Origin of the sequence: Streptomyces argenteolus (assembly GCF_042902585.1) — a bacterium.
GTDB lineage: Bacteria > Actinomycetota > Actinomycetes > Streptomycetales > Streptomycetaceae > Streptomyces > Streptomyces argenteolus.
Genome location: NZ_JBIBEG010000004.1, coordinates 470951 through 495846, shown reverse-complemented (window position 1 = coordinate 495846; position 24896 = coordinate 470951). Strand labels below are relative to the sequence as shown.

The window sequence follows — 24896 nt, the reverse complement described above, 5'->3', positions numbered from 1 at the left end:
GCTCCGTGACAGCCGCCGGTGCCGTTCGACGCGCCCGCGCCGCTCGACCAGCCGGCGCCCCGCCCCGAGGCACCCGCCCCGCGGCACCGCGCCCGCCCCGCGGCTGACATCCTGGCACCGTGCATCCCGACCCCCGCCCCCCGCAGGCCGTCACCCCCGACCCCCCGTACCCGGCGATGAGACCGCTGATGACGCAGTCCTGGCTGGACCTGGCGTTCCTGCACTGGGAAGCCGACCCCGCGGATGTGGCACCGCTGCTGCCGGCGGGAACCGTGCCGGACACCCTGGGCGGCGTCTCGTACGTCGGGCTCGTCGCCTTCCGCATGCACCGTGTCGGGGGGTTCGGTCTGCCCGGAGTCCCCTACCTCGGCACCTTTCCCGAGACCAACGTCCGGCTGTACTCGCGGGACGCGCACGGCAGGCGCGGGGTGGTCTTCCGCTCGCTCGACGCCTCCCGCCTGATTCCGGTGGCCATCGCCCGGAGCGTCTTCCGGCTGCCGTACGTGTGGTCCCGGATGGAGATCCGGCGCGAGGGCGACACCTTCACCTACACCAGCAGTCGCCGCCTGCCCGGGCCTCGCGGCGCCCGCAGCAGGATCGTGCTCCGCGCCGGTGAGCGGCTGGCGGCCCCGACAGAGCTGGAGCACTTCCTCACCGCCCGCTGGGGCCTGCACAGCACCTTCCACGGCCGCACGATGTACCTCCCGAACGCCCACCCCCGGTGGCCGCTGCACCGCGCCCGGCTCCTGGAGTGCGACGAGAACCTGGTGACAGCGGCAGGACTTCCCGCGCCCGTCGGGGAGCCGGTGAGCGTGCTGTACTCACCCGGGGTCGCCGTACGCTTCGGCCGCCCCGTACGCCCCTGAGCCCCGTGCCCCGGCATCGGGACCGATTCCGTGGCCGCCTGTAGCTCCCTGAGACCGGTTGCCCGCGGCATCGAAAGCGAGTCCGTCCCGCGCGTGCCCACCGGCGCCCTCGCCGTGCGGCCCACACCGGTCACCGCCCTCTTCCCGGACGCCTGACCGCGAGTCCACCGGACGTAGCCGCCCTCCCGCGAGCACGGCGGGGCGGCGAGGAAGCGGGAAGCCGTGTAGAAAGGGGGGCATGGCCGGACGCTACGGCCGCCCGCGTTCGTTTCTCCGGATGAGAAGCCTCGCTGGTCAGGTCTTTCTCCTGCAGGTGGCGATCGTGGTGTTGCTCGTCGCTGCCTCCGTGACCGCGCTCGTACTGCAGTCGCGGGCCGACAACGAGCGCGAAGCCCGCAATCGCTCGGTCGCCGTGGCCGAAACCTTCGCGAACGCCCCGGGCATGGAAGCGGCCCTCCAGAGCCCCGACCCCACCGCGGTGCTCCAGCCGAAGGCCGAGGCGGCCCGTAAGGGGTCCGGGGTCGACTTCATCGTCGTCATGAACCTGGACGCCGTCCGCTACACGCATCCGCTGCCCGACCGCATCGGCAAGAAGTTCGTCGGTGAGGTCGGCCCCGCTCTCGACGGCCGGGTCGTCACCGAGAAGGTCCACGGCACCATCGGCCCGCTGGTGCAGGCCGTGGTGCCCGTCTTCGGCGCGAACCGTGAGGTCGTCGGCATGGTGTCCGCCGGGATCACGATCAAGAGCGTCAGCGGGGTCACCGAGAGCCAGTTCCCCCTGCTGTTCGGCACCGCCGGAGGCGTCCTGCTGCTCACCATGGGCGGCACCGCGCTCGTCACCCGCCGGCTCAAACGTCAGACGCGCGGTCTCGGCCCGACCGAGATGACCCGCATGTACGAACATCACGACGCAGTTCTGCACGCGGTCCGGGAAGGCGTGGTCATCGTCGGTGGCGACGGGCGTCTCCTGCTGGCCAACGACGAGGCGCGAAGACTCCTCGGCCTGCCGTTGGACATCGAGGGGGCTCGGGTCACCGATCTCGGGCTCGACCCGGTCATCACCACCCTGCTGACCTCGGGACGGAGCGCGACCGACGAGGTGCACTCCGTGGGCGACCGGCTGCTCGCGGTCAGCCAGCGGGCCACGGACAGGAACGGCGGACCCCCCGGCAGCGTGACGACCCTGCGCGACACCACGGAGCTCCAGGCGCTCTCCGGCAAGGCCGCCATGGCGCGCGGCAGGCTGAAGCTGCTCTACGACGCGGGCACCGAGATCGGCACCACCCTGGACGTCATGCGCACGTGCGAGGAGCTGTCCGACTTCGCCACCGCGAGGTTCGCGGACTACGCCACCGTCGACGTGGCCGAGGAGGTGCTGCGCGGCGAGGAGCCCACGGCGGCCGGAGCCGCCATCCACGGCCTGCGGCGCACCGCCTTCAGCGGCTCCCGCGGCGACACGGGGCTCTCACCCCTGGGCGCCGTCATCCGTTTCCTGCCGGACACGGACATCGGCGCCGCGCTGCTCAGGGGGGAGGCCGTGCTCGACCCCGATCTGACGACGAGGTCCGGCTGGCAGCAGCCCGACCCGGCGAACGCCGACCACATCGTGGACGGCGGCTTCCACTCGCTGATAGCGGTCCCGATGCGGGCCCGGGGAGTGGTCCTGGGCGTGGCCATGTTCTGGCGGGCCCGGATGCCCGAGCCGTTCGAGGACGAGGACCTCTCGGTGGCCGAGGAACTCGTCGCCCGCGCCGCGGTGAGCATCGACAACGCCCGTCGTTACTCACGCGAGCACAACGTGGCCGTCACCCTGCAGCGCAGCCTGCTGCCGCGCGGCCTCCCCGAGCAGAGCGCCATCGACGCCGCCTACCGCTACCTCCCCGCGCAGGCGGGGCTCGGCGGCCTGGGCGGGGTCGGCGGAGACTGGTTCGACATCATCCCGCTGCCGGGCGCCAGGGTCGCGCTCGTCGTCGGTGACGTGGTCGGGCACGGGCTCCACGCGGCCGCCACCATGGGACGCCTGCGCACGGCCGTACACAACTTCTCGACCCTGGACCTGCCACCCGACGAGCTCCTGTGGCACCTGGACGAGCTCGTCGCCCGTATCGACCTCGACGAGTCGGCCGACGGCTCCGAGGGCGGCGGTGTCACCGGCGCGACCTGCCTGTACGCCATCTACGACCCGGCGTCCGGCCGGTGCACCATGGCCCGGGCGGGTCACCTCCAGCCGGTCGTCGTCAGCCCCGGCGGAGAGGCCGCCTTCGCCGACGTGCCCGGCGGCCCGCCCCTGGGGCTCGGTGGCATGCCCTTCGAGACCTACGACGTGCACCTCCCGCCGAACAGCCGGCTGGTGCTCTACACGGACGGACTCGTGGAGGAACGGCACCGGGACATCGACGAGGGGCTGGAACTGCTGCGCGAGACCCTGGCCGACCACCCCGAGCGGACCCCCGGGGAGACCTGCGAGGCCGTCCTGCGCGTCCTGGTGCCCGCCCGGGCCCGCGACGACGTGGCCCTGCTCGTCGGCCGCACCCTGCGGCTCGACCCCGAGAACGTGGCCGAGTGGGACGTGCCGTCCGACCCCTCGGCGGTGGCCCGGGTCCGTTCCGACGTGTCCCGCAAGCTGGCCGAGTGGGAGCTGGTCGAGGAGGCGTTCACCACCGAGCTGATCCTCAGCGAACTGGTCACCAACTCCATCCGCTACGCCACCGGCCCCATCCGCGTACGGCTGATCCGGGACAGGACGCTGATCTGCGAGGTGTCCGACCGCAGCAGTACCTCGCCCCATCTGCGCCAGGCGGCCAGCATGGACGAGGGCGGCCGCGGGCTCTTCCTCGTCGCCCAGCTCGCCGAACGCTGGGGCACCCGCTACACCGACGACGGCGGCAAGGTCATCTGGACGGAACAGCCGCTGCAACCGGGGGCCGACGGCCCGGCGTGAGGCGCCTCCCCCTCACCTGCGGCAGTGCAGGAAGAGGTGGGGTTCGGGCACCGCTGCCGGATGGGACGGTGTGAACACCGCGTTCTCCTCGTGCTCGACCGTGAGCCCCGCGCCGGTCGCGAGCGCCCTGAACGCCTCGGGGCCGAAGCTCGTCACCCGTACCTCCTGACCCATGAAGACGGCGCTCACGCCCTCCACGTCCAGCGGCACCGTCGCCAGGACCAGCAGGCCGCCCGGCCTGAGCGCCCCCGCCAGTCGCCTCACCAGAGCGCCCTGCTCCTCGCGTGCCATCTGCAGGAGCGAGAAGTAGACGCAGACCGCGTCGAAGTTCTCGTCCTCCAGGGACTCCTCCCGGATGTCGGCGCAGCGGAAGGACGCCCCGGGAACGCGGCGGGAGGCCAGGTCCACCATGACGGGCGAGACATCCACGCCCAGCACCTCGTGCCCCGCGTCCGCCAGGGCCTGGGCGGTCGGCCGGCCCGTGCCGCTGCCGACGTCCAGGACGCGGCTCCGCGGCGCCAGCTGCCCCAGCAGCCGGTCCAGCGACGCGCGGTGCGCCCGCGAGTCGGCGAAGGCCTCTTCGTAGTCCGCGCCGATGGCGTCGAACGCCGTGGCTGCCGGGTGCTGGTGCCCTTCGGTCATGGAACGGTCCTCTCCCGAGCGGTAGGCCGCTGTACGGATCGTCCTCTTCCGGCGACGAGCCGGAAGGCGGGGAACGGGGCATGGCGAAACCGCTCCACCTGCGCAGTCTGTCACAGCAACGCACCGGTTCAGGAAGCTCGTTGGCGGAGGAATCCAGGCGAGGCGCCCTGGAGCCGCGCCGCCCGGCGCCCATCGGCGGCCTCCGCGCGCGCCCGATGACCGCGAACGGGCGTGAAACGGGCATCCACATCGATGAAGCGGGCACCAGGAGATCGCGGCGCTGTCCGCTCCGGGCGTTTCACCAGGGAGGACACCCGAGATGAAACGGGCATGAACGGGCGTAGGCCGACGGGCGTAGGAGCTGGTCGAACAAGCGTTTCTGCTTGTACAAACAGTGCGTGGGCCCGAACGGACGCAGGGCCTCCACCGCATTCGACACACGAGCAAGGATGGTTCCGTGGGCACCGAGGAACGCCGACGAGGGATTCTGGAAGCCGCCCGGCAGGACGGTTCCGTCGACGTGAACCGGCTGGCCGAGCGGTTCCGGGTGGCCAAGGAGACGATACGGCGCGACCTTCACATCCTGGAGGAGCACGGCCTCGTACGGCGTACCCACGGTGGTGCGTACCCGGTGGAGAGTGCCGGGTTCGAGACCACGCTGGCGATGCGCACCACGCACCACGTACCGCAGAAGTCGCGGATCGCGACGGCCGCCGCCGAACTGCTCGGCGACGCCGAGACGGTGTTCGTCGACGAGGGCTTCACCCCCCAGCTCATCGCCGAGGCCCTGCCCCGCGACCGGTCCCTGACGGTGGTCACCGCCTCCCTCGCGGTCGCGACCGTCCTCGCCGACGTGGAGAAGACCTCGGTCCTCCTGCTCGGCGGCCGGCTCAGAGGCAGCACCATGGCCACCGTCGACCACTGGGCCACCCGCATGCTCGCCGACTTCGTCATCGACCTGGCGTACGTCGGCGCGAACGGCATCTCCCGGCAGTACGGGCTGACCACCCCGGACCCGACGGTGTGCGAGGTCAAGGCGCAGGCCATGCGCAGCGCACGCCGCAGGGTCTTCGCCGGTGTCCACACGAAGTTCGGAGCGGTGAGCTTCTGCCGGTTCGCAGGTGTCGGCGACTTCGAGACGATCGTCACCGACACCGGCCTGCCCTCGGCCGAGGCCCAGCGCTACTCCCTGCTCGGCCCGAACGTCATCCGCGTCTGACCCCGGCGGCGGCTCCGGACCCGCCGTCCCACCGATTCCCGGCCCCGCCCGTCTCCTCGCCCGGCGAGGAGGCCGCAGGGCGGACCCGCCGTGCCCCGGAACGTCAGGAGCTCCGAAGGCACGGGGCGCGATCCACGAGCCGCTACGACCGATACAGGAGAACTACTTATGCCCCACCAGCAACGACGCCGTGGGATCCGCGTGCGTGCGGTCGCGGGCACGGCAGCGATGGTCCTTCTCACCGCCGGGTGCGCGGGAGCGGGCGGCACCGCCTTCGGAGGAGGTGACGCGCTCAACGTCCTGATGGTGAACAACCCCCAGATGCTCGAACTGCAGAAGCTCACCGCGGAGCACTTCACCGAGGAGACCGGCATCAAGGTCCACTTCACGGTGCTCCCGGAGAACGACGTCCGCGACAAGATCAGCCAGGACTTCTCCAACCAGGCCGGCCAGTACGACATCGGCACCATCAGCAACTTCGAGGTGCCCTTCTTCGCGAAGAACGACTGGCTGCACCCGCTCGACGCGTACGCCGAGCAGGACGCCGCGTTCGACCAGGAGGACATCCTCGAACCCCTGCGGGAGTCGCTCACGGCCGAGGGCAAGCTCTACGCCGAACCCTTCTACGGGGAGTCGTCCTTCCTGATGTACCGCAAGGACGTCTTCGAGGCGAAGGGGCTCACGATGCCCCCACACCCCACCTGGCAGGAGGTGGCCGGCCTCGCGGCGGAGGCCGACGGGGCCGAGCCCGGCATGAAGGGCATCTGCCTGCGCGGGCTGCCCGGCTGGGGCGAGCTGATGGCGCCGCTCACCACCGTCGTCAACACCATGGGCGGCACCTGGTTCACCGAGGACTGGCAACCCCGGCTCACCTCACCCGAGTTCAAGAAGGCCACGCGCTTCTACGTCGACCTCGTGCGCGAGCACGGCGAGCGCGGGGCCTCGCAGGCCGGGTACGCCGAGTGCCTCAACAACATGACGCAGGGCAAGACCGCCATGTGGTACGACGCCACCGCGGGCGCGGGCTCGCTGGAGGCGGCCGGATCCCCGGTCAAGGGCAAGATCGGCTACGTGCCCGCGCCGGTGGAGAGGACCAGGAGTTCGGGCTGGCTCTACACCTGGGCCTGGGGCATCCAGAAGGCGTCCCGGAAGGCGGACGACGCGTGGAAGTTCGTCTCCTGGGCCTCCGGGAAGGAGTACGAGTCGCTCGTCGGTGAGACCAGCGGCTGGTCCGACGTCCCCGCCGGCAAACGTGCCTCCACCTACGACAACCCCGAGTACCGCAAGGCGGCAGGTGCGTTCGCGGACGTCACCGAGCAGGCCATCTCCGCGGCGGACCCCGAGAACCCGGGCACGCAGCCGCGCCCCGTGCCAGGGATCCAGTTCGTCGGAATCCCCGAGTTCACCGATCTCGGCACCCGGGTCGCGCAGGAGATCAGCGCGGCCATCGCCGGCCGTCAGTCCGTCGACAAGGCGCTGGCGACCTCCCAGAAGCTGGCCGAAGAGGTCGCCAAGGAGTACCGATGACCACAGCAGTCGGCACCACCCCCCAGTCACCACCCCGGCCAACCGCCGCCCCCGCCCGCCGACGGTCCGGCCCCCGTGCCTGGGCCACCCGGGCACCGCTCCTGCCCGCGCTCGTGTTCCTGATCGCCGTCACCCAGCTGCCGTTCGTGGCGACCCTGGTGATCTCCCTCTTCGACTGGAACTCCCTCAGTCCCGACAAGCGTGCCTTCAACGGACTCGACAACTACGTCTCCGTGTTCACCGACGCCGCGCTCCGCGACTCGGTGGTCACCACCATCCTGCTGACCGCGGGCGTCGTCGTCGCCACCGTGGTGCTCGGGCTGGCCCTCGCGCTCCTCCTCGACCGCACCTTCTTCGGCCGGGGGATGGTCCGCACCCTGCTCATCACGCCGTTCCTGATCGTGCCCGTCTCCGCCGCGCTGCTGTGGAAGCACGCGCTGTACAACCCGGAGTACGGCCTTCTCAACGGCGCCCTGAGCTGGGTCGGCGAGCTCTTCGGCGACACGAGCCCGAGCCAGCCGGACTGGATCGCCGACATGCCCCTGCTCGCCGTGATCGCCGCACTGGTCTGGCAGTGGACGCCGTTCATGATGCTGATCCTGCTCGCGGGACTCCAGAGCCGGCCGGCCGAGGTGGTCGAGGCCGCGCGGCTCGACGGGGCGAGCGCCTGGCAGACCTTCCGCTACCTGACCCTGCCGCACCTGCGCAGGTACCTCGAACTCGGGGTCCTGCTCGGGGCCGTCTACATCGTGCAGAACTTCGACGCGGTGTTCACGATCACCGCCGGCGGGCTCGGCACCGCCAACCTTCCCTACACGATCTACCAGACCTTCTACCAGGCCCACGAATACGGACTGGCGTCCGCCGCGGGAGTCGTGGTCGTGATCGGCACGATCATCATCGCCACCTTCGCGCTGCGGACCGTCTCGTCCCTCTTCAGCGAGGAGGCGAACCGCGCATGACCACCGCCACCGTCCCGCCGCCGGCCCCGTCCGCACGGCGGGTCCTGCGCAGAGCCAAACGGCGCAACACCGCGCTGGGCCTGCTGGCCTGGGCGGCAGGACTCGTCTTCTGCCTGCCCGCGCTGTGGATGCTGCTGACGTCCCTGCACGCCGAGCCGGACGCCGCGACGAACCCGCCCTCCCTCTTCGCGCCGCTCACCCTCGACGGCTACCGGGCCTTCTTCGGCGCCGACACGGGTGTCACGCCGTGGCCCCCGCTGCTCAACTCCCTGGGCGCGTCGTTCTTCTCCACGGTCCTCGTGCTCCTGCTGGCGCTCCCGGCGGCGTACGCCCTGTCCATCCGCCGCGTCCGCAAGTGGACCGACGTGATGTTCTTCTTCCTCTCCACGAAGATGCTGCCGGTCGTCGCCGGGCTCCTGCCCGTCTACCTGTTCGCCAAGAACGCCGGGATGCTCGACAACATCTGGCTCCTCGTCCTGCTCTACACCTCGATGAACCTGCCGATCGCGGTCTGGATGATGCAGTCCTTCCTCGCGGACGTGCCGGTCTCCGTCATCGAGGCCGCCCAGGTCGACGGCGCGAGGCTGCCGACCGTCCTCGCGCGGGTCGTCGCCCCCATGGCAGCACCGGGCATCGCGGCAACCGCCCTGATCTGCTTCATCTTCAGCTGGAACGAGCTGCTCTTCGCGCGGGTGCTCACCGGGGTCGTCGCCCAGACGGCGCCCGTCTTCCTCACCGGATTCGTCACCAGCCAGGGCCTGTTCCTGGCCCAGCTGTGCGCCGCGTCCGTCGTCGTGTCCCTGCCGGTGCTCGCCGCCGGTTACGCCGCCCAGGACAAACTCGTCCAGGGCCTGTCTCTTGGAGCAGTGAAATAATGCGGGCAGCGATCGTCGAAGCCCCCGGCAAGGTCTCCGTCACCACCGTCCCCGACCCCACTCCAGGCCCCCGCGACGTCGTCGTGTCCGTCGCCTCGTGCGGACTGTGCGGCACCGATCTGCACATCCTGCAGGGCGAGTTCGCCCCGAGCCTGCCGTTGGTACCCGGCCACGAGTTCGCCGGGGAGGTCGTGGGCACGGGCCGGGACGTGACGGAGCTGGCCGTCGGGGACCTGGTGGCAGTCGACCCCTCCCTGCACTGTCACGAGTGCCGCTACTGCCGCAGCGGGCGCGGCAACCTCTGCGAACGCTGGGCCGCCATCGGTGTCACGGTGTCCGGTGGCGCGGCCGAGTACGCGGTCGCCCCCGTGGCCAACTGCGTGAAGCTGCCCGGGCACATCGACGTCAAGGACGCTGCCCTGATCGAGCCGCTGTCCTGCGCGGTCCGGGGCTACGACGTACTCAACAGCACTCTCGGCGCCGAGGTGCTCATCTACGGCTCCGGGACCATGGGCCTGATGATGCTGGAGCTCGCCAAGCGCACCGGGGCCGCGGGCGTCGACATCCTGGACGTCAACCCCGACCGCCTCGCCACGGCCGGTCTCCTCGGCTGTTCCCGTTCGGCGGCGGGGGCCGACGAGCTGGACCGGCCCGGGGGATGGGACGTCGTCATCGACGCGACCGGCAACGCGGCGGCCATCCAGGACGGCCTGGGGCGCGTCGCCAAGGGCGGCACCTTCCTCCAGTTCGGGGTCGCCGACTACGCGACCACGGCGGTCATCGAGCCGTACCGCATCTACAACCAGGAGATCACCATCACCGGATCGATGGCGGTCCTGCACAGCTACGAACGCGCCGCCGCGCTCTTCGCCACCGGGGTGCTGGACCCGGCCGTCTTCATCAGCGACCGGCTTCCCCTCGACCGGTACCCGGAGGCCATCGACCGCTTCAAGGCGGGCATCGGCCGCAAGATCGTGGTCGAGCCGTGACGGGCGGGCGGCCCGGCTCCGTGCTCGTGATCGGCGAGGCACTCATCGATCTCGTACCCGTGGCCGGCGACGGGGAGGTGCGGACCGCCCAGTTCGGCGGAGCGCCGGCCAACGTCGCCGTCGGGCTGGCGCGGCTGGGGACCCGGACCGTGCTCGCCGGCGGCCTGGGCGGCGACGGCTTCGCCCGCACCGTCGAGGAGCGGCTGACGGCGGCGGGGGTCGACCTCACCGCGTGCGCACGCTCCGGTCTCCCCACGGCGCTGGCCGTCGCCGACCCGGGCACGGCGGGCACGGGCTACCACTTCCACCTCCAGGACACGGCGACCTTCCGGCTGCCGGACCTCTCCGCGCGGGCCTCCCGCTTCGGCGCCGTGTACGCGGGCGGGCTCGCGGCCGTCGTGGAGCCGGCGGCCACCGTCGTCCGGGCGACCGCGCGGGCGGCGGCCTCCGGCTCCCTCCTGGTGGTCGATCCCAACGTCCGCCGGGACCGCACCCTGGGCCCCGGCAACGGTTCGGCGGCCCTGCGCGAGCTGTGCGGCCTCGCGCACGTCGTGAAGGCCAGCGACGAGGACCTGGAGCACCTGTGGCCCGGTGTGGGCCCCGAGGAGACCTGCCGCCGGCTGGCCGCCGGAGGACGGCTGGTGGTCCTGACCCGGGGGGCCCGGGGCAGTACGGCCTACACCGCCACCGCCCCACCCGTCTCCGTCCCCGCGGTGCCCGTCGAGGTCGTCAACACCATCGGCGCCGGTGACGCGTTCGCCGCGGGCCTGCTGAGCCGTATGGGCGCCCTTGGCTCCTTCTCGGCGAATCCGGCTCCGGAGACCCTGCGGGACATGCTCGCCTTCGCCGCCGAGGCCGCCGCCTCGGTGTGCGCGCGGGCGGGCACGGAGCCCTCGGTGCCCGCCGGCGCCTGAGACGGGCGCCCGGCGTGGACATGCGCACCCGGGAAGGGGTGCGCATGCTGGCTGTGTGACCTGGAGTCCCGATGGCAGCCGAACGCCCGGCGGACTGCCGGCGGTGCTCGCCCAGGCCGTGGTGAGCGCCGTCGACGCCGGCGGTGGGTACGCCGGCGGCGTCTACCTGCGCTCGCGCACCCCTGACCTCCTGATGATGGCGGTGCTCGCGGGGCTGCCCGGCCCTCTGATGCGGCCCTGGTCGCGCATGCACGTGAACCGCCCCTTCCCGGTCGCCGAGGCGTACAGCTCCGGCGCGCCGGTGTACCTGGGGGACGCGGAGGACATCATGCGGCGTTTCCCGCAGCTGATGGCGGGGCTGCCCTTCCCCTTCGGATGCCTGTGCGTTCCCGTCCTGTGCGGGGCCGTGCCCGCCGGCGTGCTGGTCGTCCTGCGCTACGCCACCCGCGGTGTCCCCGTCGCCGCGGCCGACCGGCGCGGGATGGAGGCCGTCGCCCAGCGGCTCGGCGAGGACCTCGAAGCCCTGGAGCGGGACGGCACGGCGGTCGAGTGGGACGGTGAGCCCGCGCTGCTGCGGCTGCCCGCGCCCCAGGGCCGTCCGCTGCGGATCGGCCGCTTCGAGTGGGACGTGGGCAGCGGCGCCGTCACAGCGGACGGCGAAGCCCACGCGCTGCTCGGCCTCGGGCGCACGGCACCGCCCGCGCGCACGATGGAGGCGCTGACGGCGGGCCTGCGGCCGGAGGACGCCTTCGGACTGCTGACCCTCGGGCGCCAGGCCGCGCGGCAGGCGGAGCCCCGTGTGCACCGGATGCTTCTCTGGGGGCCCGACGGCCGCCCGCTGCTGGCCGAGCTCACACCCGTACCCGGGGAGCCCGGGGGGAGGCTGGGCGGCGTCCTGCTCGACCAGGGAGCGGAACCCGCGGTCCCGGAGAGCGCCGACCGGGTCACACGCGGCATCCTCTCCTTCGACCGGGCCTGCCGGATCACCTACGCCAACCCCCGGGCCGAGGGGATCCTCGGGCACAGCCGGGCGGAGCTGGCCGGCCGGATCCTGTGGGAGGCGGTGCCCTGGTTCGCGAACCCGGCGTACGAGGACCACCTCCGGGCCGCTCTGTTCTCCGACGACCCGGTCTACTTCCTCGCCCGGAACACCCCGACGAACTGGCTGTCGGTCGCGCTGTTCCCCGGCCGCGACGGGGTCACCGTCACCCTCAACCCGTCCGGCCGTCCCGGCGACGCACCCGAGACCGCCACCGCTGCCGCAGGTGCGTTCGGCTCGTCGGACGAGCGCACCGCCGTCCTGTACCGCCCGGTGGCGCTGGCCATCGCGCTCACGGAAGCGGTCACGGCGCGCCAGGTGTCCGCCGTGGTCACGGAGGAACTCCTTCCCGCGTTCGGCGGCAGACAGCTGGCCATCTATCTCCAGCACGAGCGGCGCCTCCACCTGGCCTGGGAGACGGGCTTTCCCTCGGGCTTCCTGGACCGCTTCGACGGGGTCGGTCTCGACGCCCGCATCCCGGGCGTGGAGACACTCACCACCGGCCGGCCGCTCTTCTTCGAGTCCATGGAGCAGCTGGCGGACGCCTACCCGGGCATCCCGATGGACACCGACGTCGGAGCGAGGGCCTTCCTGCCCCTCATCGCCTCGGGCCGCCCCGTCGGCTCGTGCATTCTCGGCTTCGACCAGCCGCGCGGCTTCAGTCCCGAGGAGCGCACCGCGCTCACCGCGCTCGCCGGCCTGATCGCCCAGGCCCTCCAGCGCGCACAGCGGTACGACACCGAGTCCGCGCTCGCGCGAGGGCTCCAGGACGCCCTGCTGCCCCACCAACTGCCCTCCGTGGAGCAGATCGGCACGATCGGGCGCTACCTCTCGGGCACCCAGGACATCGAGGTCGGCGGCGACTGGTACGACGTCATCGAGACCGGCAGCGGACTCGCCCTGGTCATCGGGGACGTGCAGGGCCACGGTGTCGCGGCAGCCGCCACCATGGGGCAACTGCGCAGCGCCGTACGCGCCTTCGCGCTGATCGGGCACGGACCGCAGGAGATCATGAGCGCCACGAACCAGCTGCTCATCGGCCTCGACCCCGGTCAGTTCGCCAGCTGCTGCTACGTGCTGCTCGACCCCGTGACGGGCGACGCCACGGCCGTACGCGCCGGGCACCCCCAGCCGGTGCTGCGGCATCCCGACGGCAGCACCGAGGTGCTGGACCTGGCCGGGGGAGTGGTGCTCGGTGTCGACCCCGGCGCGTCGTACCCCGTCACCGCTCTGAGGCTCGAGCCCGGGGCGGTCCTGGCGCTGTTCACGGACGGACTGGTGGAGAAGGCGGGCACGGACATCGACGAGGGCATCGAACGGCTGCGCAGCAGCCTGGCCGACGTGGGCCACCTGCCGCTGCCCGACGCGGCCGACCGGGTGATCGCGCGGGCGGGCCTGGACGACGACCGCCCCGACGACATCGCGCTCCTGCTGGCGGCCCGCCGGCGTCCGGCCGGCTGAACCTCGCCCCGGGCTGCGGACCCGGCCCCCGGGTGAGGCATCCTCTGCTGGTCGGGCAGAACGGGTCCGCGGCGGTGAAGGAGAATCCGCCCGCGGTCTGTGACCAAGAAGGATGCGGAACCAGATGGCAGACAACTCGGACCTCTTGGCCTTCGTGCGGGCGCGCCTCGCCGAGGAGGAGCTCATCGCGCGGGAGGCCGGGGGTGACGGCTGGCGCACTCCGGCCGAGGCACCCGGCGAGGTGCACGACCGCACGAGCGGTATCGCGTTCGTCGTACGGTCGCGCGGTTACGACCGGCACATCGCCTTCCAGGACCCCGCGCGCTCCCTGCGCCGCATCGAGACCACCCGGGTGCTCCTGGACGAGTACGAGGAGATCGCGGTCCTGGACACCGACAGGCCGGCCCAGGACTTCGCCTCGGGACGTGCGGTCGGGCTCGGGTTCGTCGTCCGTCAGATGGCCGCCGAACACGCGGGGCACCCCGACTACCGGGTGAAGTGGCTGCCGCGCTTCTCCCACTGGGGTCCGCCGTCCGAGACCGGCTGAGCCCGGCCGGAACCGGAATGAGTAGGGCCGCGGGACGGATCTGAGTATCCGGCCCGATCCCGGCACGGGCCCGTGCCGGTCGAATGGGAACCATGCTTCCCGCCGCGCCGACGCGCCCTCGACTCCAGACCCTGACCACGGCCGGCACGGCGCTGGCCGTGACCCTGCTCCCGCTGGCCGTCGGAGTCCTGCTGGCCAGGACGGCGGCGATGGATCCGATGACGTCGGTGAACGCCCTGGTCACCAGCGGCGGCCAGCGTGCCCGGATCGCGCCGTCGCGCTGGGTCCTGCGCGCTCGAACGCGTGAGCTTCTATCCAGGCGGTAATGGAATGCCTGTCCAGGCAAGCGCTCTCGCTCCTGTTACACGGATCCGCTGGTTTCGGCCACGGGCGCCCGGGGTGGTGGAGCGGGGGCGAACAGGGCGCCTCGACCAGCGGAACGGGGCCCCGAAAGGGCCGGTGCAACGATCAACGGTTGACAGGTCTACGACCGTGCTCATCCATGCCGAATGCAGTCGTGTGTGACAGAAATGTCCGTACTTCGTCACACGAAGCGGGACACCTTCCGACCACCCCGAAAGCGGGACAAAGTTTGCGTTCTCGGCACGACGCCGGGATCGGAGCACACGCCCGGAGCCCCATTCCGGGCCCGCATGATGAGGGGTTTCCATGTCCCGTTCCGCACGACGGATCACCGCCACGCTGCTCGCCTCGGGCGCCCTGCTCGGAGCAGCCGCTCTGCCCGCCACGGCCGATGGGTGGGACCACGGTCACAGCCGGCACGCCCAGCGCTCGGCGGTCGTCCTGGGCGAGATCCAGTACGAGAGCCCCGGCCGTGACAACGGCTCCAACCGCAGCCTGAACGCGGAGTGGGTCACCGTCACCAACACCGGCCGCCACTCCGTCAACCTCCGTGGCTGGACGCTCACCGACGAGAGCCGTCGCTCGTACACCTTCGACCTGCGGCTGGCAGGCCGTTCCTCGGTCCGCGTCCACACCGGTGTGGGCCGCGACACCCGGCACGACGTCTACCAGGACCGTCGCACCTACGTGTGGGACAGCCGTGACACCGCCACCCTCCGCGACAACCGTGGGCGCAAGATCGACTCCGAGTCCTGGGGTCGGCACCGTGACGGCGGCCACCGCGACGGCGGCTACCGCGATGGCGGGCACCGCGACGGGGGGCACCGGGGCAACCGCTGAACGCGGTGACTAGGGGGAAGCGGCGTTCTCCCTGAGTGACGGGCGCACCACGGCTCACCCCCGTGGTGCGCCTTCCTCGTGACCGCCCGCACACGGTTGCGCCGCCGCTCGGGCGGGGGCTGTGCAACGGGAGGCTGCCGGTGATGTCAGGATGGACTCATGACCATCAAGGCGTATTTCGACATCAGCATCGACGACCAGCCCGCCGGCCGGATCGTGTTCAACCTTTTCGACGACGTGACCCCCAAGACGGCGGAGAACTTCCGCGCGCTGGCCACCGGTGAGCACGGCTTCGGTTACGCGGGCTCGCCCTTCCACCGCGTCATCCCGGAGTTCATGCTCCAGGGCGGCGACTTCACCAACGGCAACGGCACCGGCGGCAAGAGCATCTACGGCGAGAAGTTCGCCGACGAGAACTTCACCCTGAAGCACAACAAGCCGGGTCTGCTCTCGATGGCCAACGCGGGCCCGAACACCAACGGTTCGCAGTTCTTCATCACCACCGTCGTCACCCCGTGGCTGGACGGCAAGCACGTGGTGTTCGGCGAGGTCGCCGACGAGTCCAGCATGGCGCTCGTCCGCAAGATCGAGTCGTACGGTTCGCAGTCCGGCAAGACCAAGGCGCGCATCGCGGTCTCCGGCTCCGGCGTTCTCTGACGCACCTGACGGGGCTCCCGGCCGGATCTTCTCCCGGCCGGGGCCCCGCACGCGGTCCTTCCTGCCCCGCGTTCGCGGGCTGGCATGATCGGGGCATGAACGAGCGCATCATCGCCGCGTGTGACGGGGCATCGAAGGGCAATCCGGGACCTGCCGCCTGGGCGTGGGTCGTGGCCGACGAGCAGGGCCACCTCCAGCGGTGGGAAGCCGGCCCCCTCGGTACGGCCACCAACAACGTCGCCGAGCTCACCGCCCTGCTGGAGCTGCTGAGGTCCACCGATCCCGCCGTGCCCGTAGAGGTGCGCATGGACTCGCAGTACGCGATGAACGCGGTCACCAAGTGGCTGCCGGGCTGGAAGCGCAACGGCTGGAAGACCTCGGCCGGCAAGCCCGTCGCCAATCGCGAGCTGGTCGTGGGAATCGACGCACTGCTGTCCGGGCGAAGCGTGGACTTCCGCTACGTGCCGGCCCACCAGGTGGACGGTGATCCACTGAACGCGCTGGCCGATCAGGCCGCGAGCGAGGTGGCCGTCTCACAGCAGGCGGTGGGGACGGCCCACGGCACGGCTGACCTGCCGATTCCGGCTCCCGCACGCTCGACGAAGTCCCGTGCGGGCGGTTCCCGGTCGGCCGGCTCGGCGGAGGCCGGGTCCGCCCGCCCGGGTGCGCGATCCGGTGGGACGATCAAGGCGAAATTCGCCGGCCGGTGCCAGTGCGGTAAGCCGTACGCCGCCAAGGACCTGATCGCCAAGAATCCGAACGGCTGGGGTCACCCGGAGTGCCGGGCACTCGTCTGAGGCGCACCCCCGGGACGCTCAGATGTCTGCCCAGACCAGTCGGCCGGAGACGCTGGTACGGGTGCCCCACCGTGCCGCCAGTGTGTCCACGAGCATCAGGCCGCGGCCGTCCTCGGCCACCGAGGCGAGGTTGAAGCCGTCCGGCTCGTCCGTACCCTCGCGCCCGGTGACGAGTGAGGGTCCCGGGCCCTCCAGGCCGTCGGCCACACCCATGGTGCGAGACCACGACGTAGTGGTGCCGTGCGGGGCGGTGGCACTCCCGTCACGGTGCGTGTGCGGCCCCTTGGCGGGGACCCGAGGCCCGGGCAGTGACGGCTCGTGCCGCAGCCGGCGGTTCCACACGCAGATGCGGACCCGGCCCGATGTCCGCAGCAGGCGGCACCGGACCCGCCGGCCCGCGGTGTGCTCCACCGCGTTCGTGACCAGCTCGGTCACGACCAGGGCGGCGGTCTCCACGCGGTCGTCGGGCTCTCCCCAGCTCCGCAGTGCTTCCTGCACGCGGTGCCTTGCTTCGGGGACGCCCCGGGGGAGGCGGGGGATCCACCAGCTCTGTGCGTTGCGCCCGCCCGAGCTCTCCGGGGCGAGACGCACGCACGCAACTATTTCCGACATGTACGTACTCTCCGTGTAAAGGGCATACTTTGCAAGAGACAGAATGAACGAATAATTCCGATTATGTTCATCGGTGCAACGTCCACCCGGAACCCGCACCCTCCAGGAAGCCGCTCCGGAGCCCGCTCCGATCCGTGAAGACCGTCCTGTACCGAGAGCCGCGCCCGCGCAGGAGGCCTCCGTACAGGGCCCCCGTACAGGAGGACCGCTCCGTACAGGAGCCCGCGAGGAAGGCACGTGGATGAGGCCCCGCTCCGGACCCACGGTCGAGCACCGCGTCCTGGCGGCGCGCCTGCGGATCCTTCGGGAGCGCGCGGGCGTGACTCTCCAGGCGGCTGCCGTAGCACTGGGTGCCCATCCCGCCACCGTACGGCGCATCGAGCGGGCCGAGACCGGGCTGGACGCCCACCAGGTCCGGGTGCTCCTGGAGCGCTACGGGGTGCCCGCCGCCGAGGCCGAGCCGATCATGGCGGGGCTCGCCGCGGCCAATCTGCCCGGCTGGTGGCATCGCTGGCGGGACACGATGGAACCGTGGCAGATGGAGGTCATCGGCATCGAGTCGTCCGCCCGGCTCGTACGGACCTGGCACCCCGCGCTCGTTCCCGAACTGCTGCGTACCCCCGCCTACGAGGCCGCGCTCTGTCACACCCTGTACCCCGACGAGCCGCCCGCCCGGCGGGAGAGGCGCGTGGAGCTGCTGATGGAGCGGCAGCGTCGCCTCCGGGAGAGCGGAGCGGTGCTGTGGGCCCTCTGCCCCGCCGCGGCCCTGCACACCCGCGTCGGCGGACCCGCGGTGATGAGTGGGCAGCGGGTGCTCCTCGAGGAGGCCGCGCAACGGCGTCACCTCACCGTGCAGGTGGTGCCCCTCGACTTCCCGCCCCACCCCATGAGCGGCGTCCCGGCCCTGCACCTGCTCCGGGTGGCGGCCCCGGAGATCGGTGACCGGGCGGTCCTGGAGATCCCCGGGAGCAGGGTGGACATCATCGACGAACCCGGCGTCGTCATGGACTACCGCATCCGGCTGGACCGTGCCTGTGCGGGTGCCCCGCACCCGGGCACCCCCCTGCCGGCCGGAGACGCGAGCGCCGGAAACCTCTGAAGAACGGGCCTGTTGGGGTTTCGAACCGCCTGGGACGGTCACGCGACACAGTGCGGAACCCGTAGCACCCAAGCGCAATCCACCGCGACCGGCGGGACCGTCCCGCTCGACAGGGAGTGAGAGAGATGGACAACTGGCGCACACTCGCGGCGTGCCGCGAAGAGGACCCCGACCTGTTCTTCCCCATCGGCAGCAGCGGCCCGGCCCTCGTGCAGACCGAGGACGCCAAGGCGGTCTGCAGGACCTGCCCCGTCCAGGAACGCTGTCTGGACTGGGCCCTGGAGAACGGCCAGGACGCGGGCGTCTGGGGAGGCATGGACGAGAACGAACGGCGTGCCCTGAAGCGCCGCCGGTCCCGGCGTCAGGCCAGGAGCCACGGATGAGGCCCGTCGGCTCCGGCCGCCCCGCCGGGAGAAGATGAGCCATGGACACCTGGGTATGGCTCGGCCTCGGCGCGCTCGTCCTCCTGCTTCTGGCGGGTGTCGCCGTCGTCCTGCTGGTGCGCGTGATCCGCGCCCGGAAGCTGCTCGTCGACGCGGGAATCCCGTTCCGCGGCAAGGCCCTGGTCTGGGCAGCCGTGATCTACACGATCTCGCCCGTCGACCTCCTGCCGGACCCCGTGTACCTCGACGACATCGGCTTCCTGCTGCTCGCCCTGCGCTCGCTGCACGCCGCTGCGCACGCGGCCGGCGCGGGGCGGGGAGGCCGTAAGGACACACCGACGGAATCCGGCGGCAACCTTTCGGTGTCCGGGAGCAACTGAGGGGGCGTAAGCCGTCCCCTGCCAGAAGGTGCCTCTCGTGGAGCCTCTGCTTCCCCGCCCCGTCTCCCGCCCCCGCCGCAGACGCCGCACCACCCGCACCCGCGCGCTCGTCGGAGCCGTCGCGGCCGGGCTGCTCGCCGCAGGCGGGCTCGTCGCCCTCAGTCCGGCCTCGCAGGCCGCCACCGCCCGGCAGGCGGAGGCGCTCGACCGCGGGGTCGTGAGCGTGCACACGGACGCCGGGAACCTCGTCAGCTGGCGCTGGCTGGGTACCGACCCCGACAACGTCTCGTTCAACGTCTACCGTGCGGGCACCAAGGTGAACGCCTCCCCGGTCACGGCGTCGACGAACTACTTCCACTCCGGCGCTCCCGCCACCGCCGACTACACGGTGCGCGCGGTCGTCGACGGGGTGGAGCAGGCCGACTCGGTGCACGCGATCCAGTTCCGCGCCGGCTACAAGGACGTGCCCATCAGTCCGCCCGCCGGAGGCACCACGCCCGACGGGGTGGCGTACACCTACGAGGCCAACGACGCGTCCGTGGGTGACCTGGACGGCGACGGCGCCCTCGACTTCGTACTGAAGTGGCAGCCCACCAACGCCAAGGACAACTCGCAGTCCGGCTACACGGGCAACACGATCATCGACGGGGTCCGGCTCGACGGCACCAGGCTCTGGCGCATCGACCTGGGGCGCAACATCCGCTCCGGCGCGCACTACACGCAGTTCCAGGTGTACGACTACGACGGTGACGGCCAGGCCGAGGTGGCGATGAAGACCGCCGACGGCAGTGTCGACGGGGCCGGCAAGGTCATCGGGAGCTCGTCCGCGGACTACCGCAACTCCTCCGGCTACATCCTCTCGGGCCCCGAGTTCCTGACGATGTTCAACGGGAGGACGGGCGCCGCGATGGGCAGCGTCGACTACGTCCCCGCGCGTGGCACGGTGTCCTCGTGGGGAGACTCGTACGGCAACCGGGTCGACCGCTTCCTCGCGGGCACGGCCTATCTGGACGGCGCCCGGCCGTCCCTGATCATGGCGCGCGGTTACTACACGCGCAGCGTCATCGCGGCCTGGGACTGGCGGGGCGGTGCCTTCACACGCCGCTGGACCTTCGACACGAACAGCTCGACCAACACCGGCAAGGGCTACGCCGGCCAGGGCAACCACCAGCTGTCCGTCGCGGACGCCGACGGTGACGGCAAGGACGAGATCATCTACGGGGCGATGGCCGTGGACGACAACGGCAGCGGCCTGTGGACGACGAAGAACGGCCACGGTGACGCCATGCACGTCGGGGACCTGGATCCGTCCAGGGCGGGCCTGGAGGAGTTCAAGGTCGACGAGGACAGCTCGAAGCCGTCCTCGTGGATGGCGGACGCCAGGACCGGCCAGATCCTGTGGTCCACCCCCGCCGGCGGGGACAACGGGCGCGGGGTCTCCGCAGACATCTGGTCCGGCAGCGCCGGCGCCGAGTCCTGGTCGTCCGCCGTCTCCGGCGTGCGCGGCCCGAAGGGCGACGTCGTCAGCAGCCGTAAGCCGTCCAGCTCGAACTTCCTGTCGTGGTGGGACGGCGACACCACCCGTGAACTCCTCGACGGCACCCACATCGACAAGTACGGCACGGCGTCCGACACCCGTCTGCTGACGGGAGCCTCGGTCCACTCGAACAACGGGACGAAGGCCACGCCCGCCCTCTCCGGCGACATCTTCGGCGACTGGCGCGAGGAGGTCGTCTGGCCGACCACCAACAACACCGCCCTGCGGATCTACTCCACCCCGCACGAGACCGGTACGAAGATCACCACACTGCTCCACGACACCATGTACCGCACGGCGCTGGCCTGGCAGAACACTGCGTACAACCAGCCCCCGCACCCCAGCTTCGCCATCGGCAGCGGCATGGCGAACGCGCCGCGGCCGAACGTCACCACGCCGTAGCCGGCAAAGCAACGGTTGTGCGGGGCACGGAGCGGCGGCTTCGAGATGACTCCTCGGGCCGTCGTTCTGACCGCACGCCGGCGCGGCACTCGACCGCGCGTTCGGAGCCGCGGTCGCGGTTACCTCCTCGGCGCAGCCGGAGCGGCCGAAGCCGGACCGCCCGAGGGAACCGGTGCGTACCAGGCCGCAGGTGCCCCCTGCCCGGCCGAGCACCGCCGCGTGCGCGGCGGGCACGGTCTGGTCACCGGCGGCCCGCATCCCGGCGAGCGGTGCCTCCTCGAACCAGCGCCCGGCTTCGCCTGGTGACGGTTCCGGCTCGTGCGCGTGGCGTGCGAACCGGGCCGTCGTGGTGGCGGGGACTTATTCGCCCGTGTCGGGATCGCGCCCGGTCAGGCAGTAGACACCCCCTGCGGGATCCCGCATCACCGTCCACATGTCACCGTCGCGTACGAACTCCGCGCCGTGCCGCTCGTGCAGGATCCGTCCTGCGGCCAGGTCCGAGCAGGCCAGGTCCGGGTGGGCCGAGACCGCGCGGGGCTCGTCCAGGCGCTGGACGAGCAGGCGGACCGGCACACCGAGGGGCGGGCGGAGCACATGGAACTCCGCGTGCGCGCCGGGGCGCGAGTCCCAGCCGGTCAGCTCCGTCCAGAAGGCGACCTCGCCGTCGAACGCGGCCGGCGACACATCCAGGCAGAGCTGGTCCAGCCTGCTCCTCACGCCCCCGGGATGGGTGAGGACCGGCGGCCGGGTCCGCTGCCCGCGCCACGGGACGACGCAGAACGCCTGGCCCGCGGGGGAGCGCATCACGGTCAGCTCCGGACGCGTGGGCCCCGTCGTGGCGCCGAGACGCTCCGCACGGTCGGTGAACGCGGCCATGTCCTCCACCGCGAAGTCCGGATGGGCGCCGCCGGGCCCTCCGACCGCCTGGGACACCAGGCAGGCATCCGCCCCGTCCGGTGACAGCGTGGTGAACTCGCCCCGCTCGCCCCAGGGCGCCGAGGGCCGGGTGCCCGTCACGTCGCCCCAGAACGCGGCGGCGCGTCCGGCAGCCGGGGCGGGGTGGTCGACGAAGAGGTACGTCCAGCGGATCACGATGTTCCTCCAGCGATGGCTCGGCCTGTTCCTGCAGGTCACATCGTGTCAGGAGGACGTCCGGCGGGGTGCGTTCATTCCCCGTTCACCGCTCCGCACCGTCGAGGGCATTCCCCGGAGCGCCCGGGGGATCTACGCTCGGCCGCAATCGATCAACGTTGTCCAGGTCCTGCACCGCATGGTCTTGACAACGTTGTCCCCCGCTATCGGAGGTATCCGCGACCATGCCCTCCAGACCGTCCGTGGCCCGGGCGTTCACCGCACGGGCCGCCGCTCTCGTCCTCACAGGTGCCCTCGCGGGTGCCGTCCTGCCCCCCGCCGCGCAGGCGGCACCGCTCGTCACGCACCCCACGGCCTACGTCGACCCGATGATCGGCACGGCGAACGGCGGCAACACCTACCCCGGCGCGGTCCGCCCGTACGGGATGATCGCCTGGTCGCCCACCAGCACCACAGGCGACCAGACGAGCACGGGGGCCGCCAACGGTTACGAGTACGGCGTGACCCGCATGCGCGGACTCAGCCTCACCCACGTCAACGGCGCCGGGTGCAACCCCGGTGCCGCGGGCGACGTGCCCATCATGCCGTTCGTGGGGGATGTCACCTCCTCCCCGTCCGCCGACTCCAAGGACGCGGTCTACGCCTCCGGCTTCTCGCACGCGGACGAGCGCGCCGTGCCCGGCCGCTACACCGTCGGGCTGGACTCGGGAGCCACCGCCGACCTGGCCGTGAGCGAGCGTGCGGGTGTGGCCGACTTCAGCTTCCCGGCCGACAAGCCCGCCAACCTGCTCTTCCGGGTGTCCAACTCCCTCAACGGCAGCGAGGACGCCGAGATCGAGATCGACACCGCTCACCGCAAGGTGACCGGATCGGTCCTGACCGGCGCGTTCTGCGGCCGGCGGGCCAACGGAGGCACCAACAACCGCAAGAGCTACTACCGGCTCTACTTCAGCGCCTCCTTCGACCGCGACTTCGCCTCCACCGGCACCTGGCGCGACGGCACGCTCGCACCGGGCGCGACCCGTGGCAGCGGCGGCGAGGGCTACGCCACGGGCGCCGACCGCGCCGGACGGGGATCCGGCGGCTGGGTCGGATTCGACGCTTCGGACGACTACGACGTCCGCATGCGGATCGGGATCTCCTACGTCAGCCAGGCCGGGGCCGAGGCCAACCTCCGCAAGGAGATAGCTCCCGGAAAGAGCGTCGACGACGTGGCCCGGGCAGGAGCCGCAGCCTGGGACCGGGAGCTCGCGTCCGTGCGCGTCGGAGGGGGCAGCGACGCGCAGCGCACCTCGTTCTACACCGCGCTGTACCACTCGCTGATGCAGCCGAACCTGATCAGTGACACCGACGGCCGTTACCCTGGGATGGACGGGAAGCCGCACCGCGTCACGCGCGGCCAGAAGGCCCAGTACAGCAACTTCTCCGGCTGGGACCAGTACCGCGCCCAGATCCAGCTCCTCGCGCTGCTCAAGCCCAGGATCGCCGGCGACTTCGCCCAGTCCCTGTACAACTTCGCCCGGCAGAACGGCGGCGTCTGGGACCGCTGGGTGCACATCAACGGCGCCACGCACGTCATGACCGGTGACCCCACGGCCGCCACCCTCGCCACGTTCTATGCGATGGGCGTACGCAACTTCGACTACGAGGGCGCCTTCGAGTCCCTGGCCCGCCAGGCCACGGTGCCGCACCCCGACGGCTTCTCCGACGCGGGCTGCCCGGGGCAGTGCACCGGCCAGCGGCCCAACCTCGCCCAGTACCTGGAGTCCCACTACGCCGCCCACGACGTCTGCCACTGCTGGGGCGGCGCGGCCGAGACCCTGGAGGACGCGGTCGCCGACGCGGCGCTCGGCCGGTGGGCCCGCCTCCTGGGGCGTGACGAGGAGGCCGCGGCCTTCGAGGAGCGCGGCACCTGGTGGCGCAACGTCTTCAACCCCGAGGCCGGGGACGGCTCCGGCACCACCGGCTACATCCAGGCGCGCGACCTCGACGGCTCCTGGGTGACACCGTTCAGCCCGGGCAGCGACCGGGGCTTCGCCCAGGGGACCAGTGCGACTTACACCTGGATGGTCCCGCAGGACGTCCAGGGACTGGCCGAGGCCATGGGCGGCCGGGACGTCGCGGCGAAACGGCTGGACGCGTTCTTCCACAAGCCGGACGGCTCCTGGTCGGTCAAGGGGGGCGACGCGCTGCGCTACGACCCGACCAACGAGCCGGGCATCCACGCCCCGTGGCTCTACAACGCGCTCGGGCAGCCGTGGAAGACGCAGGAGACCGTACGCGAGATCGTCGCCACGGTGTACGGAACCGGTCCGCGCGGCCTGCCCGGCAACGACGACCTCGGCACGATGTCGGCCTGGTACGTCTTCTCCGCCCTGGGGCTCTACCCCCGGACCCCCGGCAGCGCCGGCCTGCTGCTCGGGGCGCCGCTCTTCCCCTCGGCCGTGCTGGACCGGCCCAAGGGTGGCGACATCACCATCAGCGCTCCGCAGGCTGACGCGACACATCCGTACATCGACGCGGTGGAGGTGAACGGGCGTGCGAGCGACCGGTCGTGGACGGACGCCCGGCTGGTCACCGGGGGAGGTGAACTGACCTACCGCCTCGCGGATCGGCCGAACACCTCCTGGGCGACTCGACCTGCTGATCTCCCGCGGTAGCACCTCGACCGAGCCCGGCCCGGCACCCGGTGAGCGGCATCACGCCGCTCGCCGGGTCCGGCATGCCTGGCGCCGGGCGGGAGGGAGGTCCC

21 protein-coding genes are annotated in these 24896 nt (G+C 71.8%); 18 read left to right on the top strand and 3 right to left on the bottom strand.

Features of this window, described 5'->3' with window-relative positions; genetic code table 11:
• Window positions 1-176 precede the first annotated feature (176 nt).
• Entirely contained in the window at window positions 177-866 is a 690-nt protein-coding gene (locus ACFY8O_RS18125; protein WP_387903730.1) for a YqjF family protein, read from the top strand.
• 238 nt (window positions 867-1104) lie between these two features.
• Complete coding sequence (locus ACFY8O_RS18120) at window positions 1105-3807, top strand: SpoIIE family protein phosphatase (protein WP_387903423.1); 2703 nt, start codon at window positions 1105-1107, stop codon at window positions 3805-3807.
• 12 nt (window positions 3808-3819) lie between these two features.
• Here ACFY8O_RS18120 and ACFY8O_RS18115 read toward each other — a convergent pair whose 3' ends face one another.
• Complete coding sequence (locus ACFY8O_RS18115; protein ID WP_387903421.1) at window positions 3820-4449, bottom strand: class I SAM-dependent methyltransferase; 630 nt, start codon at window positions 4447-4449, stop codon at window positions 3820-3822.
• A 457-nt stretch (window positions 4450-4906) separates the two neighbouring features.
• On the opposite strand from ACFY8O_RS18115, the gene ACFY8O_RS18110 reads away from it, so the two are divergent.
• The 11 genes from ACFY8O_RS18110 (at window position 4907) to ACFY8O_RS18060 (ending at window position 16639) form a co-directional block, all read left to right on the top strand.
• A complete protein-coding gene (locus tag ACFY8O_RS18110; RefSeq protein ID WP_145811450.1) occupies window positions 4907-5668 on the top strand; it encodes a DeoR/GlpR family DNA-binding transcription regulator in 762 nt (253 codons plus the stop codon).
• Between the two features lie 168 nt (window positions 5669-5836).
• Window positions 5837-7195 carry an ABC transporter substrate-binding protein gene (locus ACFY8O_RS18105; protein WP_387903417.1) on the top strand — a complete coding sequence of 453 codons (1359 nt, stop codon included), beginning with the start codon at window positions 5837-5839 and terminating at the stop codon, window positions 7193-7195.
• Window positions 7192-8157, top strand: a complete 966-nt coding sequence (locus ACFY8O_RS18100; RefSeq protein ID WP_387903414.1) for a carbohydrate ABC transporter permease — start codon at window positions 7192-7194, stop codon at window positions 8155-8157. Before ACFY8O_RS18105 ends, ACFY8O_RS18100 begins: the two co-directional genes overlap by 4 nt.
• The gene (locus ACFY8O_RS18095) at window positions 8154-9032 is read left to right on the top strand and encodes a carbohydrate ABC transporter permease (RefSeq protein WP_145811456.1); all 879 of its coding nucleotides are present in this window, start codon (window positions 8154-8156) and stop codon (window positions 9030-9032) included. The genes ACFY8O_RS18100 and ACFY8O_RS18095 overlap by 4 nt, the downstream gene beginning before the upstream one ends.
• Window positions 9032-10021 carry a zinc-dependent alcohol dehydrogenase family protein gene (locus ACFY8O_RS18090; protein ID WP_145811458.1) on the top strand — a complete coding sequence of 330 codons (990 nt, stop codon included), beginning with the start codon at window positions 9032-9034 and terminating at the stop codon, window positions 10019-10021. The genes ACFY8O_RS18095 and ACFY8O_RS18090 overlap by 1 nt, the downstream gene beginning before the upstream one ends.
• Window positions 10018-10935: a PfkB family carbohydrate kinase gene (locus tag ACFY8O_RS18085; RefSeq protein WP_387903409.1), complete on the top strand. Its 918-nt coding sequence runs from the start codon at window positions 10018-10020 to the stop codon at window positions 10933-10935. The genes ACFY8O_RS18090 and ACFY8O_RS18085 overlap by 4 nt, the downstream gene beginning before the upstream one ends.
• A gap of 121 nt (window positions 10936-11056) precedes the next feature.
• Window positions 11057-13435, top strand: coding sequence for a SpoIIE family protein phosphatase (locus ACFY8O_RS18080; protein WP_387903728.1), 2379 nt, complete (start codon window positions 11057-11059; stop codon window positions 13433-13435).
• A gap of 124 nt (window positions 13436-13559) precedes the next feature.
• Complete coding sequence (locus ACFY8O_RS18075) at window positions 13560-13982, top strand: DUF6221 family protein (protein WP_387903407.1); 423 nt, start codon at window positions 13560-13562, stop codon at window positions 13980-13982.
• Between the two features lie 669 nt (window positions 13983-14651).
• Window positions 14652-15185, top strand: coding sequence for a lamin tail domain-containing protein (locus tag ACFY8O_RS18070; protein ID WP_387903405.1), 534 nt, complete (start codon window positions 14652-14654; stop codon window positions 15183-15185).
• A 159-nt stretch (window positions 15186-15344) separates the two neighbouring features.
• Window positions 15345-15842: a peptidylprolyl isomerase gene (locus ACFY8O_RS18065; protein ID WP_145811467.1), complete on the top strand. Its 498-nt coding sequence runs from the start codon at window positions 15345-15347 to the stop codon at window positions 15840-15842.
• 95 nt (window positions 15843-15937) lie between these two features.
• The gene (locus ACFY8O_RS18060) at window positions 15938-16639 is read left to right on the top strand and encodes a ribonuclease H family protein (protein ID WP_387903403.1); all 702 of its coding nucleotides are present in this window, start codon (window positions 15938-15940) and stop codon (window positions 16637-16639) included.
• A gap of 18 nt (window positions 16640-16657) precedes the next feature.
• On the opposite strand, the gene ACFY8O_RS18055 is transcribed toward ACFY8O_RS18060, so the two are convergent.
• Window positions 16658-17251 (bottom strand): ATP-binding protein, encoded by a 594-nt coding sequence (locus ACFY8O_RS18055; protein WP_145811471.1) that lies wholly within the window; start codon window positions 17249-17251, stop codon window positions 16658-16660.
• 241 nt (window positions 17252-17492) lie between these two features.
• Here ACFY8O_RS18055 and ACFY8O_RS18050 point away from each other — a divergent pair, with 241 nt between their 5' ends.
• From ACFY8O_RS18050 to ACFY8O_RS18035, 4 genes are all read left to right on the top strand, one after another.
• Window positions 17493-18350 (top strand): helix-turn-helix domain-containing protein, encoded by an 858-nt coding sequence (locus ACFY8O_RS18050; RefSeq protein WP_145811473.1) that lies wholly within the window; start codon window positions 17493-17495, stop codon window positions 18348-18350.
• A 125-nt stretch (window positions 18351-18475) separates the two neighbouring features.
• Window positions 18476-18733, top strand: coding sequence for a WhiB family transcriptional regulator (locus ACFY8O_RS18045; RefSeq protein WP_145811475.1), 258 nt, complete (start codon window positions 18476-18478; stop codon window positions 18731-18733).
• A 41-nt stretch (window positions 18734-18774) separates the two neighbouring features.
• Window positions 18775-19113 carry a YkvA family protein gene (locus ACFY8O_RS18040; protein WP_145811477.1) on the top strand — a complete coding sequence of 113 codons (339 nt, stop codon included), beginning with the start codon at window positions 18775-18777 and terminating at the stop codon, window positions 19111-19113.
• Window positions 19114-19150: 37 nt separating this feature from the next.
• Window positions 19151-21052, top strand: a complete 1902-nt coding sequence (locus tag ACFY8O_RS18035; RefSeq protein WP_387903397.1) for a rhamnogalacturonan lyase — start codon at window positions 19151-19153, stop codon at window positions 21050-21052.
• Window positions 21053-21412: 360 nt separating this feature from the next.
• Here the strand turns inward: ACFY8O_RS18035 and ACFY8O_RS18030 are convergent, their stop codons facing one another.
• A complete protein-coding gene (locus ACFY8O_RS18030; protein WP_387903395.1) occupies window positions 21413-22144 on the bottom strand; it encodes a VOC family protein in 732 nt (243 codons plus the stop codon).
• A 224-nt stretch (window positions 22145-22368) separates the two neighbouring features.
• Here ACFY8O_RS18030 and ACFY8O_RS18025 point away from each other — a divergent pair, with 224 nt between their 5' ends.
• On the top strand, window positions 22369-24804 hold the full coding sequence (locus ACFY8O_RS18025; protein ID WP_387903392.1) for a GH92 family glycosyl hydrolase: 2436 nt from the start codon (window positions 22369-22371) through the stop codon (window positions 24802-24804).
• Window positions 24805-24896 lie beyond the last annotated feature (92 nt).